Below are 14,310 nucleotides of genomic sequence, written 5' to 3'. Positions count from 1 at the left end.
CTGGTTGTACTGGTTGTACTGGTTGTACTGGTTGTACAACCATATTATTTTTTTGCTGAACTGTTGCCACACTTTTTTCGACTATCTTTGGCTCGGATTTTTTCAGATCCTGTGCAGTAGATGTAACGGGTGTAACTAATTTTTTCGGAGTAGTGGCCGCTTGGTTTTTTGTTGTTTCTTTCTGCTCATTATTTTGACGTGGCACAACTAATGGTCGCCCATCGGGCCCAATGATCGTAATAAACTCTCTGGCATTTGTATAAAAAGACCATGGTACCAGACTTAATGCCAGTACCATTTTTATCCCTAAGTTCCCTGTTCTGATCATTTCTTCCTTACCAATGGGTGCGATAGTTCAAACCTAAAATTGTGATCTTGGTATCTGTTTTGACATTCAAGCCTGCATATGGATTCAGTAACAGGTTATTTACCCCGGTCTGGTTCGCTAGGCTACTGGTATTTGCTGGAATATTATCTTTACTGCGTAAGAAACCAATAGATAGATCCAGATCCGTATCTGCGTCAAAACGGTAGCCCACTCCTAAACCAAATAGCTGTGCACCATTAATCGGTACCATGGTATTGCGTTTATCTTTTGGAATGGCACTGGTACGTGGTTCATAACCAGCACGAAGTTTTAGTCGGTCAGTTGCTGAATACTCTACTCCAATCCCGAAGTTCCATGGCGACTCAAACCTAAGCGGTAATGCAAGTGAAGAATCCGTTACATTGGCAGATAACAGTTTGGCAATCTTCAAGGCAGACAGGGTACGGTCGAACTCAAACTTGAATTGGTCCCAAGCAGCATAATCTGTCCAGCCAATATCAAAATTGACTTGTAGATCTGGCATTACCTTATATTTAATCCCCGCCTGAAAGTGAGCTGGGTATTCGAAATCCATGGAAACCAGACCCGATTCACTTGAAGGGATATAATTTGGAAAACCAAGAATTGCAGCTAAAATCTGGCCAGTTGGGGAGGTCATCAGACCTTTAATCATTTCCTGTGGTGCTTTGGCATTATCGATATGATATTTACCTTTTAAGCGCATTTTGGCAGCACTCTGGTAAACCATACCAAAACTGAAATCTTCAGTTGGTTCCCATAGAACACCTAGGTTATAGCTTGGACTTAAATTTTGTTCTAATGAAAGTTGCATTTGGCCAAATTTACCAAATGGGTTCATTCCTTCATCAGCATTACAGATCCCAAGCAACAATATGTCAGTAATAATGTCAGAATTTTCTTTAAATGGTGTACATACGACTTCATCAATCATACGTAACATGCCAATCAACTCATTGGGAAAACGTAAATCTGTTTTCATGGCAATGGCTTGATAAGACATCCCGATTGAAGCACCAATCGAAAGCTGGTCATTGACTTCATAACCAATGGATGGAGATAAATATGTAATCCGCTCTAAAGCAACCTGTTGTCCCATAAAATTGGCCGGATTACCATCTTCATGGCCAAAACCTGCAACTAGTGGTGCATAGACTGCAGTTGCATAAGTTGCTTTAGAACCTGGTGGTTTATAAGAGACCCCCATGGTAGGTGCTGCCATTGGGAGGCCTTCCCCCAAATCCACCATTTTTTTCAGAATAGGTACGTAGAGGCTGACATACTCTACATCACCCTTAACCAGACCTTTAAAATCTGTACATAAATCAGAAGATACTTCAGGCCCATCATTACAGACCATTGGATCATCTGAATAACCAAAAACGTTATATCCAGCAGGAACAGTAAATTCACGCTGAATATCAAAGTTCGCAACAATAATTTGCTGTTCGGTCTGTAAGCCCTCAATCTTAGCCAATGCAGCCGGGTTAAAGTGAATTGCATTCACTCCTGGCGGATCTGCAGTAACCGCGTTCCCCATAGACAATGCACGCAGGTCAACAGAAAGGTTGGTCCCTAATTGTGCAAAGGTATAACTTGAACAGCCCGCAAGAATAATTCCTGTTAATAACGGGCTAAGTCGAATGTTTTTCATACGACACCCCTATTAACTGAATTTCTTACCGAAACCTAAAATATCAAGTGGGAATGAAAGTCCCAGTGAAACATCTGGTGCATCTTCGGTCAGCCCCAATCCGACCGTACCATTTACAATGGTTTCTGGGGATACACGCACCCCTAAAGAAATCGCAAAAGTCGAGCTAGTCTGATCAGCGGCTGAATAGCTTTCACCCGTGTGATACTTAAATTCGGCACCAGTATTAAAGCTTTGCTGATATGACATAGTCATGGAAACATCATAGTTAAATGAATAAGCGAAACCGAAAGCAAAACCACCACTAATACCTGGTTCAAACTCTTCAATAATTCGTGTACCGCGACGCTGATCTAAGCCAGATTCCTTAAACCCATAATTTGCAGAAACTGAGGCAAACAGCACCACCGGGTCAATATATTTACGTGTACTCGCACCCACACCGGCTGAGTAATATCCTTTACCTGCAGCCAGATCTTTTGCTGCATTAATTTCATATGGGCTATCACCTGTTTTAGTCGACAAATTGGCAAATAAAATAAGTGGTAAACGACCTGCTTTTAAAGGGAATGGCTCCCAACGTGCACCTAGACTAATATCCCCTAATCCTGCTGTAGAGGTATCTTTTAATAAATCTGTTTTAGCCACCAAAGGTAAGGAAGCTGTTAAGGTCAGATTATCTTTCACCCCGTACTGAAAAGTGAAAGTATTGGTCAGGCTATGTGTTGCATTTTCCTGAACACGGAGCTGATACAGCTGGCCCTGTGCCATTTCCATATCGAGTTGTGTATCTCGATAATAGGTATAATCAATATCGTAATAGGATGAAATTTCGCCTTGTTTAATAAGTGAGTATTGACGCTCATTTGAAGTAAATACTTCTTCTAGACTTGCTTCCTGAGTAGCATCTCCTTCTTTTTTCTGTAAGGCTTGAGATGCATCTACTGCTTGAGTGGCTGGAGCTTCAACAGGTGCAGCTGTTTCAACAACAGCTTCTTCCTGAACTGTTTCATATCCTCCAAGTTCAGGCTCTGCTACAGCTTGAGTTGCTGCTGGTTCAGGCTGAATATCAATGGATGCAGCAGTCTCGACTACTTCTTCCTCAACCGTTTCATACTCACCCAGTTCAGGCTCATCCGCAGCCCATGCCACTCCCATAACTATCTGAATGCTGAGCGCCAAGAATGTCTTGTTCATCCATTTACTGTTCATATCCATTTCACCATTTTTAATTTTTCTATAGCCATCTTTTCGTTTTATTTATTCTTGTAATAAAGTCTGAGAAAATTATATTGATATTCCCCAAATTTTTCTGAATCTACATTACGGTTACGATCCATACGGATAGTCGATGCTTTATCGGCAATTTTATCCATATAGAACTGTGGATACTGCATATCAACTAAAGCATAACGGTTAATGGTTGCATCTTCGACATGACGCATATCCGAATCTTTTAATGCCAAAAAGTTTTTTCGATATTGTTCAGGGACATTAATTAAATATAAAGTATTGTTTTCCCAAACTTCCTTAAATCGCTGTTCATCAAAACTGATATTACCCAGTGCTGGATCGGCAACATACACCCGTCCATTTTTATAAGCTTTGTACACGACAAAATGTTTAAATCCTGCATAGGAAATAGGAACAATGGCGGGTTGTCCCTGTTTAACCAGATCTTCAAATTCTCCGCGATAGCCACCACTTTCCAGGCCTAAGGCAGCAACAAAACGCTTCATATCAAGAAGGGAAAAGCTACGACGTTCGATGATTTTATCCGTTTCACCAAATTTCATTAGGCCATTCATGACTTGCTGCTCATCCAGCCGAGTACCTACATAGCCATTTAATAAAGTCGTAAGTGCTGCTGAACCACAACTATAATCATAAGCCTGACGCACAATTCCCTGAAACTGGTCTAACAGTGCAGGTTTGACTTCCACATGTTCGCGGTGCATACGTACGAAAGAATCATTTCTTGAATCAAGAACTTCAGTATAGTGAACAGCGCCTGGTGGCTGTTTTTTAATATCCAGAGCTTCTTTGGCAGCGTAATACATCAATGCCGAGCCCAATGCAATCTCTAACATATTTTTTTACTTTTCTTATCATTGGCATGATGTGCCTAATTTTTCTTTTTATAGAGTCTTCACTCTACTTCCCTGTAACTAGAAAGATACCTTCTTTTTCAAAAAAATACAGTCTTTTTTTATTTTTTTAGATAGATGTTGTAGTCATAAAAAAAGCGCGTGTAAACACGCGCTTTTTTAAGGTAAAAATTAGTGACCAGAAATGGTAATAATTGCACCTTTTGCATATTGGCCAGTTCCCGGGCTAAAGTAAGTTTGCAGACCTTGGATTTCCATATCACCAATTGATGCTGCATTTTGGCTACCTAGGTGAATACCTTTCACATAGTTATCATGTGCACCACTTGTACTCACAATACGAATGAAACCATCGTTTGCAGTTGATTCGCCAAATACACTGATGCTTTGGTTCAATGTCAAATCTTTAGAGTTAGCATCTGTCAACTTAATGCTTTCAATGAAGATTTCACCTGGGCCTGAGGTGTTTACACCTGCAGCAACTTGTCCACCAGTCGTTGAATTATCGAAAATACCCAAATCTGTAATTGTTAAGCCGCCAGTCATTGTTGCATTCAACTTAATCATTGCACCCTGTGGAGCAGCACCTAATTGAATATTGGCAGACATTGGACCTGTTTTAAATGATAGGCCAGATAAAATCGCATTTTCCTTACCAGCACCACCACGGCGAATACTAGTTGCTGTAGCTGCTGGTTCATCACCTGATGCTACTACCCCAATTTCACCGATGTTAATATCTAAACCAGATACTTCAGCGGCAATGTTGATAAACGGGTTACCAGCACCAGCATCTGAGTCAATGGTTAAATCTGCAAGGTTACGTGAAGCTAGTAAATACGCACCATTGTCATCGTAGTTTGCACCAATTACGATACCATTAGTTGCTGTTCTACCCTTACCATTCGCTTTGATATAGATCGCACCTGCTTCACCAGTACCCCCCACAATACCATTAGCAGCCTCTCCAGGGCGAAGAACAGCTCCATCATTATTATAAATTTCAATAACACCCGCTTTTGCAGTAGAATCTTCAGCTAAACCATCATTATCATGGATAAATAGTTTTTCAATTTCAATTTTTGAAATACCGATACCGATTTTCAAACCGTCCTGACCTGTAGTCGCGCTTAGAGATGCATCGTCCAGTGATTGCATCGCCATTGCGTTTGCACTAAAAGCAACTGAAGCAGCTAAAGCCAATTTTGTGAATTTTTTCATTGTTTACTCTCCCAAGAGTACTATTTTTTTGGTTGTGAATCACTCAGTGCTGACGTTGTGTTTTTTATTTTCTGACAACGCAAAGCATCTTTCCTTGAGTAATTTTGCTCGCCCACTTAACTTAACGTCGAGTCATATTTTGATCAACTGTCGTTGGTCGCAATATTGAGCTTACCGACAAACGGTATTTGATGATTTAGAAATATTTTTTCCTATTCTTGATATAAAATACCGGGTCATATCGGAATATGCGCTACTGAATGAACGAAGCTCCTTACCATTGTCCTTTAAGTTTTGCATCTCTTCAGCTTAAAGATCTATTGCATGCATTAAGTCCCTTAGATCACCTGATATATTTAAATAATAATGGACAGCCTTTTATTGCCTGCTGTGCACAGAAATATTTTATGGTGCAGGATGGACAAATTCAGGCATTTAAGAGAGTGGATATCGAGCAATATCAGGCTGATATAGCTAAACTCATCTTAGAGCTTGAGCAAACTCCAGATATTAAAGCGAATGAATTTTCTGGGGGTTATGTTGGGTTTATTGGCTATGATTACGCTGCTCAACAGCATACCCAATACCCGCAGCGGCCTCAACCTGGCCTATTTATCGGTCAGTTTGATTCTTATATTAAGTTTGAAGCTGATCAATGGGTATTCTATAGCCATGATCCGCAAGCAGCAGATATTTTCAATCATCTTCAAAATCTATTAAATCAATCACCTATACAACCGAGGTTTCAATTAAAAACTCTTTGCAGCCCACGCTGGGATAAATCTCGCTATGCACAGGCATTTCAGGATATTCAGGATTATATTCTAGCCGGTGATTGTTACCAGATTAACTTAACCCAAGAATTTACAGCACTTGCTGAAGGTTCATTATTAGGAACTGCACATGCTTTCTGGACATTAACCAATGCGCCATATGCGGGCTATCTTCGTATTGGTAATTTTGAATTATTGAGCTGTTCACCTGAACTGTTTATTGACTTTGAAGCACATCGAAAAATTGTCACCAAACCGATTAAAGGTACCATGCCACGTTTTGCTGATCCGGTGCTTGATGAGCAATCCAAACAACGATTAAAAGACTCAAAGAAGGATCAGGCTGAAAATGTCATGATTGTAGATTTACTACGCAATGACCTCAGTGTTTATGCAGAAACAGGTTCAGTCAAGACACCTAAACTATTCAATATTGAGTCATTTAATCAGGTACATCATATGGTCAGCGAAGTCGAAGCGACCTTAAAAGAAGGTGTGCATCCTTTTAATGTATTGCTGTCTGCACTTCCAGGTGGATCAATTACCGGTGCACCAAAGATTCGCGCCATGCAAATTATTGAAGAGTTAGAAGGTGCTCCACGTGGAGCGTATTGTGGTTCATTAGGTTATTTTAATTTTAATGGAACAGGAAGCTGGAATATTCTGATTCGCTCAATTCAGAAATATCAGGATGAGGTTTCACTTTGGGCTGGTGGCGGAATTACGATTTCTTCTGACTGTGATGCGGAATATCAGGAATGTTTTGATAAGGTTGATGCCATGCTGGATTTACTCAATACCTGGTATAAACCTAAATAAATAAAAAAGCGACTCGGTTGAGCCGCTTTTTTATAAATCTCCCCTAACCTCTCTTTAAAAAGAAAAAAGTTCCCTCCTTTATCAAAGGAGGGTTAGGGTGGATTTAATTAAGCTAAAATATTATTTTTCAATGTATCTACTAAACGCTGATTTTGCTCATCTGTACCAATGGTAATACGTAAAAATTGATTGATACGAGGTTTATTAAAATAACGTACGATAATGCCGCATTCCCGTAATTCAGCCGCTAACTCACCTGCATCTTTTGATGGTAGTGAAGCAAAAATAAAGTTCGCACTTGATGGCAAGACTTTGAAACCAAGCTCATTCAACTGATTAACCAGTTTTTCACGACTGGCAACGACTTTAGCATTTTGTGCTTCAAAGTATTTCTGATCTTCGAATGAAGCGACTGCAGCCGCAATCGCAAAACGATCCATTGGATAAGAGTTAAAGCTGTTTTTTACCGCTTCAAGCGCTGCGATCAGGTGGGGCTGGGCAATCGCAAAACCGACACGTAAGCCTGCTAAAGAGCGGGATTTTGAAGTCGTTTGGCAGACTACTAAATTCTCGTATTTTTCAATCAAACTCACTGCAGATTCAGCACCAAAATCTACATAGGCTTCATCAATAACGACCACTGAATCAGGATTCGCCTGCAGAATTTCTTCAATGGCAGATAAACCAAGTGCAATACTGGTTGGCGCATTCGGATTAGTGATGATAATACCGCCATTTGGCTGTTTATAATCATCTACAATAATTTCGAAATTTTCATTGAGTGGCAAGATTTTGGTTTTGACACCAAAGAACTGACTATAAACCGGATAGAAGCTATAGGTAATATCTGGATAAAGCAGTGGCTGTTCCTGAATAAAGAAGGCTTTAAAGATATGTGCCAAGACTTCATCAGAACCATTACCCACAAAGATATTTTCAACAGTAACATTTTGCTGTTTAGCTATGGCATGTTTCAATTCAGATGCATCTGGATCTGGATAAAGACGTAAAACATCTGCGCCATTGGCTAAAACTTTTTGCACCGCTTCCACGACTTTCGGTGATGGCGGATACGGATTTTCATTGGTATTTAATTTTAAAAGGTTTTGAATTTTGGGCTGTTCGCCTGGAACGTAAGGCTCTAGCTCACGGACTTCAGGGCTCCAAAAACGCATTTGCTCTATGGTGATATTCGACATTTTCTATTCTCAAATTCCCTCTCCTTTTAGGAGAAGGTTAGGGAGAGATTAAATAATTCCCCTTACCTAACCTCTCACAAAGGGAGAGAAATATCTTTTATTCAATATAAGTATTTAATTACTGATAGCGATAACGTGCTGAGTGTGCATGCGCATCCAGATTTTCCTGCTGTGCCAGAACATCTGCAGTTTTCGCAAGGGTTTTCACACCGTCTTCAGAACACATAATCAGGCTTGAACGTTTCTGGAAATCATAGACACCCAGTGGTGATGAGAAACGTGCTGTACCCGATGTTGGTAATACATGGTTCGGACCTGCACAATAGTCACCAATCGCTTCAGGCGTATAACGTCCCATGAAGATTGCACCCGCATGTCGGATCTCTTCAGCCATTTGCTGTGCTTCATCCAGACACAGCATTAAATGTTCAGGTGCCACCTGGTTAATTAGCTCAATACCTTCAGTACGATCTTTCACAAGCACTAATGCACCACGATTGGCAATTGAAGTGCGGGCAATTTCTGCTTTTGGTAGAGCTTGCAAATGTTCTTCAATTGCTTGTTCTACTTCATTGAGAAGCTGTTCATCAGGCGTAATAAATACAGCTTGAGCAACAGTGTCATGCTCAGCTTGAGATAACAAATCCATCGCTAACCACTTGGCATTGTTCTGCCCTTCCGCATAGACCAGAATTTCTGAAGGACCAGCAATCATGTCGATACCGACCTGACCAAATACTGCACGTTTTGCCGCAGCCACAAAACGGTTACCTGGACCAGTGATTTTATCGACACGTGGAATGGTTTCTGTACCATAGGCCAATGCAGCAACTGCTTGTGCGCCACCAATGGTAAATACACGGTGTACGCCAGCCAGATAGGCAGCAGCCAAGACTAATGGGTTCAGTTCACCATTTGGAGCAGGCACCACCATAACAATTTCACCTACACCTGCCACATGTGCAGGAACAGCATTCATTAACACCGAAGATGGATAAGATGCTAAGCCACCTGGTACATAGATCCCTACGCGATCCAATGGCGTCACTTTCTGACCCAGGGTATTACCTAGAGCGTCGACATACGTCCAACCATCCTGTTTTTGTGCCTGATGGAATTCACGAATACGGTTTGCAGCCAATTCTAAAGCTTCACGCACTTCCGTCGTCAAGCCTTCAAAGGCTGCTTTAAGTTGCTCTTGAGTCAGTTCTAAACCTGAAAATTGATGCGCTGGATGTCGATCGAACTGCTGAGTCAATTTAAGAACATGAGCATCACCATGCTGACGTACGTCAGCAATAATTTGGTCTACAGTTTTTAAAAGTTCAGGATCATTCACGGTTTCAAAAGCCAACAAGTCAGCAAACGCCTGCTTGAAGTTTTGATCTTGTGTCGATAAACGTCGCATCAATTTACCCATAAGGTTTGAATTCGAAGGCTTTAGTTTACCTGTTTTCAAAGACTTTGTCGGTAGCTAGAACAGACTTGTGCTATGAGTTTTATTGGAAATAGCTTTTGATAAAATTGATGAAAGCATTGAGCTTCTTATATTTATAATCAGCAATAAAAAAACCGCCCAAAGTGGACGGTCTTTAATACAGCGTAAATTTAAGCTTTTTTCGCCTGTTCGCGTGCTTCAACCGCTTGTTCAAGCTGGGCAAGAATTGGATTCAGCAATGCTTGCTTACGTTTAAAGCTGGCTTTGTTCACAATCAGACGTGAAGAGACTTTGCAGATTTCTTCAAGTGGCTCAAGACCATTGGCACGCAGTGTATTGCCTGTATCGACCACATCAACAATGTAATCACCTAAACCCACCAGTGGTGCAAGTTCCATTGAACCATAAAGCTTGATCACATCAACCTGTTCACCGAGGCTCGCGTAGTATTGACGGGTCAGATTCACGTATTTAGTCGCAATTTTTAAACGGCCTTTCGGACGCTCCATGCCGACTTTACCTGCTGTCATCAATTTACAGTTGGCAATTTTCAGATCTAATGGTTCATAGACATTTTGCGCGCCATGTTCCATCAACACATCTTTACCTGCAACACCGATATCTGCCGCGCCATTTTCAACATAAGTCGGCACATCAGAAGCACGTAAAATCAGGATACGCACCTGTTTATGCGTGGTTGGAAAAATCAGCTTACGTGATTTATCCGGATCTTCCAGCAGGTTAATCCCTGCTGTTTCAAGCAGAGGTAAAGTTTCTTTCAAGATACGGCCCTTGCTTAATGCTAACGTTAAACCATGATCAAAATTGCCCATTACGTCAAAGTTTGGATCATCGTTTCTCATATCACTCATTAACTTACTCGCTTAATTTGGGCACCTAAACCTTGTAACTTTGCTTCGACATCTTCATAACCGCGGTCAATATGATAAATTCGGTCAATCAATGTTTCTCCTTCGGCTGCAAGTGCTGCAAGAACTAAAGAGAATGAAGCACGTAAATCTGTTGCCATCACAGGCGCTGCAGAAAGTTTTTCTACACCCGTTACGACAGCATCATTACCTTCGACTTGAATATTGGCTCCCATACGGGCCAATTCAGGAACATGCATAAAACGGTTTTCAAAAATCGTTTCAGAAATTGTGGCAAATCCACGGCCAATGGCATTGACTGCCATTAACTGGGCTTGCATATCTGTTGGGAAATCTGGATGTGGCAAGGTACGGAAGCTCACCGCTTTCGGACGTTTGCCCATCATATCCAGTTCAATCCAGTCATCCCCACGAGTGACTTCTGCACCCATTTCCTCAAATTTATCCAGTACAGCTTCCATTAAAGCCGGGTCTGTATGTGTGGTTTTAACACGACCACCCGTAATAGCTGCAGCAGCCAGATAAGAACCGGTTTCAATACGGTCGGCAACCACTGCATATTCACAGCCATGCAGGCTTTCTACACCGGTAACCACTAGGGTATCGGTATCCAGACCTTCAATTTTCGCACCCATCTTGATCAGCATTTGAGCAAGATCGGTAATTTCAGGTTCGCGCGCCGCATTGCGAATCGTGGTCACACCATCCGCCAATACTGCAGCCATCAGAATATTTTCAGTACCACCCACAGTCACCATATCAAATACGACTTCACCGCCTTTCAGACGACCATCGACTTTGGCATGGACATAGCCGGCCTCAACCTCAATCTCGGCACCCAAAGCTTCTAGTGCTTTCAAATGCTGATCGACTGGACGGGAACCAATCGCACATCCACCTGGTAAAGATACTTTTGCACTACCGTAGCGCGCCAAGAGAGGACCAAGCACCAAAATAGAAGCACGCATGGTCTTTACGAGTTCATAAGGGGCAAACTGGTTATCTAAGGTAGAGGTATCTGCAATAACTGTATCGCCTTCATAGCTAATCGTGATCCCAAGACCTGCAATCAGCTTCACCAAGGTATTTACATCTTTTAGATTTGGAACATTTCTAAGTGTGATTGGCGTATCAGCAAGAATCATTGCTGCTAATAATGGAAGCGCTGCATTTTTTGCACCAGAAATACGCACTTCACCGTCGAGCTTAATACCGCCCTGAATTAAGAATTTATCCATTAATTGATTAAGCTCCAAATAAGCTTGCTTTACGCCATTCTTCTTTGGTCAATGCACGAATGGTCACAGCATGCACTGCACCACTGGCAATATGGGAATTGAGAGGAGCATAAACAGCTTGTTGACGTGCAACCGGACGTTTACCTTCAAACTGATCATCCACAATACGGAGATCGAATTTTCCGCCCTGACCACTCACAGCAACATCCGCCTCAGGAAAAGCGGCTTTTAAAATTTCAGCGAGCTGTTCATTATTCATCACAAGACCTCTTATAGGACTAAGGGTGTAAAACGAGTCATTTTACTATAAATGTAAAAAATAATTCATTAGTCACATACATTATATATATAAAAAAAGAGGCTTTTAAAAACCTCTTTTTCCCCATTTGGTCGCTTAAATGGCTAAACTCTGATGATTCAGCTGCATTTCGCGATATCGGTCAATCTGTTTTTTTAATTTTTCCGTCAAAATTTTAATCGAGGTATACATGTCATCAGCATTGGCATGGGCAAAAAACTCAATACCCGGTAAACGGACAATCGCTTCTGCGATATGGTTACTACTGCCTCTTTTTGAGCGCTTATCAATCTGATGATCTTTGGAAAGCTTAACCTGCATGCTGTTCACCTGATCCAGATGTTTGGTCATCTGTGAAAATTTCGTTTTTATAGTTTCTTCAATCGCTGGCGTAATTGATAAATGATGTCCACGAATTGTTATTTGCATAGTTCTATCCCTCACCTTTATTAGGATCAGAAGAGTCACAGTTAAAAATGAAAAGAATACAATAACTTGCTCAAGCAAAATCGTGATTTAAAGCATTTATTCAGATCATTTTTACCATTCCTCAAAAGAAAAAAAGATTCATTACGATGTCATAATGAATCTCTAGAATAATCAAATTTCAAAAACTAGATCAAGACTTTTCGCTCAGAAGAGGAAGGAATATGTAACGATTCACGATATTTCGCGACCGTACGTCGTGCTACATCAATCCCCTCTTCTTTCAAAAGATTGGCAATTGCATTGTCAGATAAAGGCTTACGTGCATTTTCTTCAGCAATCATTTTCTTAATTTTAGCACGGATTGCAGTAGATGAAGCCTCTCCCCCAGAAGTTGTTCCCACATGACTCGAGAAGAAGTATTTCAGTTCGAATAAACCACGTGGGGTCAGCATATATTTGTTAGTTGTTACACGAGATACAGTTGATTCATGTAGTTCCACTTCTTCAGCAATATCCCGTAAAACCAGAGGCTTCATACCTTCAGGACCAATCTCTAAAAAGCTTTTCTGATGTTCAACAATACAGGTCGCTACTTTCAATAAAGTTTTATGTCGTTCATCAATACTTTTAATAAAGTTTTTCGCTTCCAACATCTGATTACGCAGGTATTGATTATCTTCACTTTGATCAGCACGACGAATCATATTGGTATAAAAAGAATTTAGTCTTAACTTTGGCATCACATCAGGATTCAACGTCACCTGCCAGCAGTCATTCTTTTTCATTACCACGACATCCGGGATCTGATAATCAGATTCCTTACTTTCAAACTCCTGTCCCGGATATGGCTTAAGAGTTTTCAGTAAATCAACGGCACAGCGCAATTGTTCCTGATTTAAGCCAGTTTGTTTAATGAGTTTTGGTAATTCATTGGTAATCAGCAACTCATAATGTTGCAGCAATTTGACCGCATCATTACGACAAGGGGTATTAACTGGTAGGCTATCCAGCTGAATCAATAAACACTCAGCGAGATTTCTAGAACCCACTCCTATCGGATCAAGACGCTGAACATGCTTGAGAACAACGAGTACTTCATCCTCTTCGATTTCTTCCTCATAATCCATGGAAGATAAAAGATGCTGTACTGATGCAGTAATCTCAGAAATTTCTGCATCCAGAAAACCCTTTTCATCTAGAGAATCAATAATGCAGTAGGCAATCAGCTGATCAATGCGAGAAAAGTGCAGCAGATTGATCTGCTCGAGCATATATTCTTGTAGGCTTTGCTGGCTTTGACGATTGTCTTCCCGCTCTTCGAACTCTGCTGCACCCAGACTTGTAGGTTGATGAGTATAGACATCATCCCAGTCGGTATCTACAGGGAGATCGTCCGGAAGATGGTCTGCATTAAGTTCATTAGTTAAATCCTTTTGACCCGCATCAACAGTAGAAAGACTTTCAACACTGATTTGCTCTTCAACTTTTTCTAACAAAGGATTACTATCAAGTTGTAGCTGGATTTCTTGCTCTAGTTCCAGACTGGATAATTGTAATAAGCGGATTGCTTGTTGTAACTGTGGAGTTAATGACAGCGAGTTGGCAATTCGTAATCCCACTGATAGTTTCATATGACCCCCTAATAAAAATCTCGTTTTATAAGCAATTTTCATGCCGTTTTAACTTTTATAACATAGTTTGATAAAAAAACACACAAAACTATAATGATTTCATGAACTTTAACTTCATTTTTATATAATTTTATAAGCATTATTAATCACTTATTTTTATTAAATAGTAGTTAACCAATTTGTAAATTAATATAATTTGATTTAATTTTTTAAATCCAGGCATAAAAAAAGCCCTCTGCGTGAGCAGAGGGCTTTTGGAATAATGA

12 protein-coding genes and 1 pseudogene are annotated in these 14,310 nt (G+C 40.7%); 1 reads left to right on the top strand and 12 read right to left on the bottom strand.

Annotation, left to right across the window (positions count from 1 at the left end; genetic code table 11):
* From RJ01_RS07655 to RJ01_RS07635, 5 genes and pseudogenes are all read right to left on the bottom strand, one after another.
* Positions 1–328: pseudogene (locus RJ01_RS07655) on the bottom strand (hypothetical protein); the annotation flags it as partial.
* Positions 329–335: 7 nt separating this feature from the next.
* A complete protein-coding gene (locus tag RJ01_RS07650) occupies positions 336–2,000 on the bottom strand; it encodes an OmpP1/FadL family transporter (RefSeq protein ID WP_034170612.1) in 1,665 nt (554 codons plus the stop codon).
* A gap of 12 nt (positions 2,001–2,012) precedes the next feature.
* On the bottom strand, positions 2,013–3,218 hold the full coding sequence (locus RJ01_RS07645; protein WP_171248458.1) for a hypothetical protein: 1,206 nt from the start codon (positions 3,216–3,218) through the stop codon (positions 2,013–2,015).
* 38 nt (positions 3,219–3,256) lie between these two features.
* Positions 3,257–4,090: a C39 family peptidase gene (locus RJ01_RS07640; RefSeq protein WP_005234137.1), complete on the bottom strand. Its 834-nt coding sequence runs from the start codon at positions 4,088–4,090 to the stop codon at positions 3,257–3,259.
* A 189-nt stretch (positions 4,091–4,279) separates the two neighbouring features.
* On the bottom strand, positions 4,280–5,329 hold the full coding sequence (locus tag RJ01_RS07635; protein ID WP_034170610.1) for a DUF6160 family protein: 1,050 nt from the start codon (positions 5,327–5,329) through the stop codon (positions 4,280–4,282).
* Between the two features lie 260 nt (positions 5,330–5,589).
* On the opposite strand from RJ01_RS07635, the gene RJ01_RS07630 reads away from it, so the two are divergent.
* Positions 5,590–6,921, top strand: coding sequence for an anthranilate synthase component I family protein (locus tag RJ01_RS07630; RefSeq protein ID WP_034170609.1), 1,332 nt, complete (start codon positions 5,590–5,592; stop codon positions 6,919–6,921).
* Between the two features lie 107 nt (positions 6,922–7,028).
* On the opposite strand, the gene hisC is transcribed toward RJ01_RS07630, so the two are convergent.
* The 7 genes from hisC to RJ01_RS07595 all read right to left on the bottom strand — a co-directional run bounded on the left by hisC (position 7,029) and on the right by RJ01_RS07595 (position 14,044).
* Positions 7,029–8,120: a histidinol-phosphate transaminase gene (gene hisC / locus RJ01_RS07625; protein WP_034170608.1), complete on the bottom strand. Its 1,092-nt coding sequence runs from the start codon at positions 8,118–8,120 to the stop codon at positions 7,029–7,031.
* 118 nt (positions 8,121–8,238) lie between these two features.
* Positions 8,239–9,540: a histidinol dehydrogenase gene (hisD, locus tag RJ01_RS07620; RefSeq protein WP_034170607.1), complete on the bottom strand. Its 1,302-nt coding sequence runs from the start codon at positions 9,538–9,540 to the stop codon at positions 8,239–8,241.
* Positions 9,541–9,728: 188 nt separating this feature from the next.
* Positions 9,729–10,430 (bottom strand): ATP phosphoribosyltransferase, encoded by a 702-nt coding sequence (gene hisG / locus RJ01_RS07615; RefSeq protein WP_005234128.1) that lies wholly within the window; start codon positions 10,428–10,430, stop codon positions 9,729–9,731.
* Positions 10,430–11,686, bottom strand: a complete 1,257-nt coding sequence (murA, locus tag RJ01_RS07610) for a UDP-N-acetylglucosamine 1-carboxyvinyltransferase (RefSeq protein WP_004783411.1) — start codon at positions 11,684–11,686, stop codon at positions 10,430–10,432. Before murA ends, hisG begins: the two co-directional genes overlap by 1 nt.
* 7 nt (positions 11,687–11,693) lie before the next feature.
* Entirely contained in the window at positions 11,694–11,945 is a 252-nt protein-coding gene (gene ibaG / locus RJ01_RS07605) for a BolA family iron metabolism protein IbaG (RefSeq protein ID WP_004783413.1), read from the bottom strand.
* 135 nt (positions 11,946–12,080) lie between these two features.
* Positions 12,081–12,413 (bottom strand): ribosome hibernation-promoting factor, HPF/YfiA family, encoded by a 333-nt coding sequence (gene hpf, locus RJ01_RS07600; protein ID WP_004783414.1) that lies wholly within the window; start codon positions 12,411–12,413, stop codon positions 12,081–12,083.
* Between the two features lie 185 nt (positions 12,414–12,598).
* Positions 12,599–14,044: an RNA polymerase factor sigma-54 gene (locus tag RJ01_RS07595; protein WP_034170606.1), complete on the bottom strand. Its 1,446-nt coding sequence runs from the start codon at positions 14,042–14,044 to the stop codon at positions 12,599–12,601.
* Positions 14,045–14,310: the final 266 nt, after the last annotated feature.

Origin of the sequence: Acinetobacter sp. YZS-X1-1, from assembly GCF_000804305.1 — a bacterium.
Classification (GTDB): Bacteria; Pseudomonadota; Gammaproteobacteria; order Pseudomonadales; family Moraxellaceae; genus Acinetobacter; species Acinetobacter variabilis.
This window is presented reverse-complemented; position numbering and strand designations above follow the sequence as displayed.

What these genes read in the sequence shown, in the direction of transcription:
- RJ01_RS07650 (WP_034170612.1), bottom strand. Translation starts at nt 2,000, where the DNA reads ATGAAAAACATTCGACTTAGCCCGTTATTAACAGGAATTATTCTTGCG.
- RJ01_RS07645 (WP_171248458.1), bottom strand. Translation starts at nt 3,218, where the DNA reads ATGGATATGAACAGTAAATGGATGAACAAGACATTCTTGGCGCTCAGC.
- RJ01_RS07640 (WP_005234137.1), bottom strand. Translation starts at nt 4,090, where the DNA reads ATGTTAGAGATTGCATTGGGCTCGGCATTGATGTATTACGCTGCCAAA.
- RJ01_RS07635 (WP_034170610.1), bottom strand. Translation starts at nt 5,329, where the DNA reads ATGAAAAAATTCACAAAATTGGCTTTAGCTGCTTCAGTTGCTTTTAGT.
- RJ01_RS07630 (WP_034170609.1), top strand. Translation starts at nt 5,590, where the DNA reads ATGAACGAAGCTCCTTACCATTGTCCTTTAAGTTTTGCATCTCTTCAG.
- hisC (WP_034170608.1), bottom strand. Translation starts at nt 8,120, where the DNA reads ATGTCGAATATCACCATAGAGCAAATGCGTTTTTGGAGCCCTGAAGTC.
- hisD (WP_034170607.1), bottom strand. Translation starts at nt 9,540, where the DNA reads ATGGGTAAATTGATGCGACGTTTATCGACACAAGATCAAAACTTCAAG.
- hisG (WP_005234128.1), bottom strand. Translation starts at nt 10,430, where the DNA reads ATGAGTGATATGAGAAACGATGATCCAAACTTTGACGTAATGGGCAAT.
- murA (WP_004783411.1), bottom strand. Translation starts at nt 11,686, where the DNA reads ATGGATAAATTCTTAATTCAGGGCGGTATTAAGCTCGACGGTGAAGTG.
- ibaG (WP_004783413.1), bottom strand. Translation starts at nt 11,945, where the DNA reads ATGAATAATGAACAGCTCGCTGAAATTTTAAAAGCCGCTTTTCCTGAG.
- hpf (WP_004783414.1), bottom strand. Translation starts at nt 12,413, where the DNA reads ATGCAAATAACAATTCGTGGACATCATTTATCAATTACGCCAGCGATT.
- RJ01_RS07595 (WP_034170606.1), bottom strand. Translation starts at nt 14,044, where the DNA reads ATGAAACTATCAGTGGGATTACGAATTGCCAACTCGCTGTCATTAACT.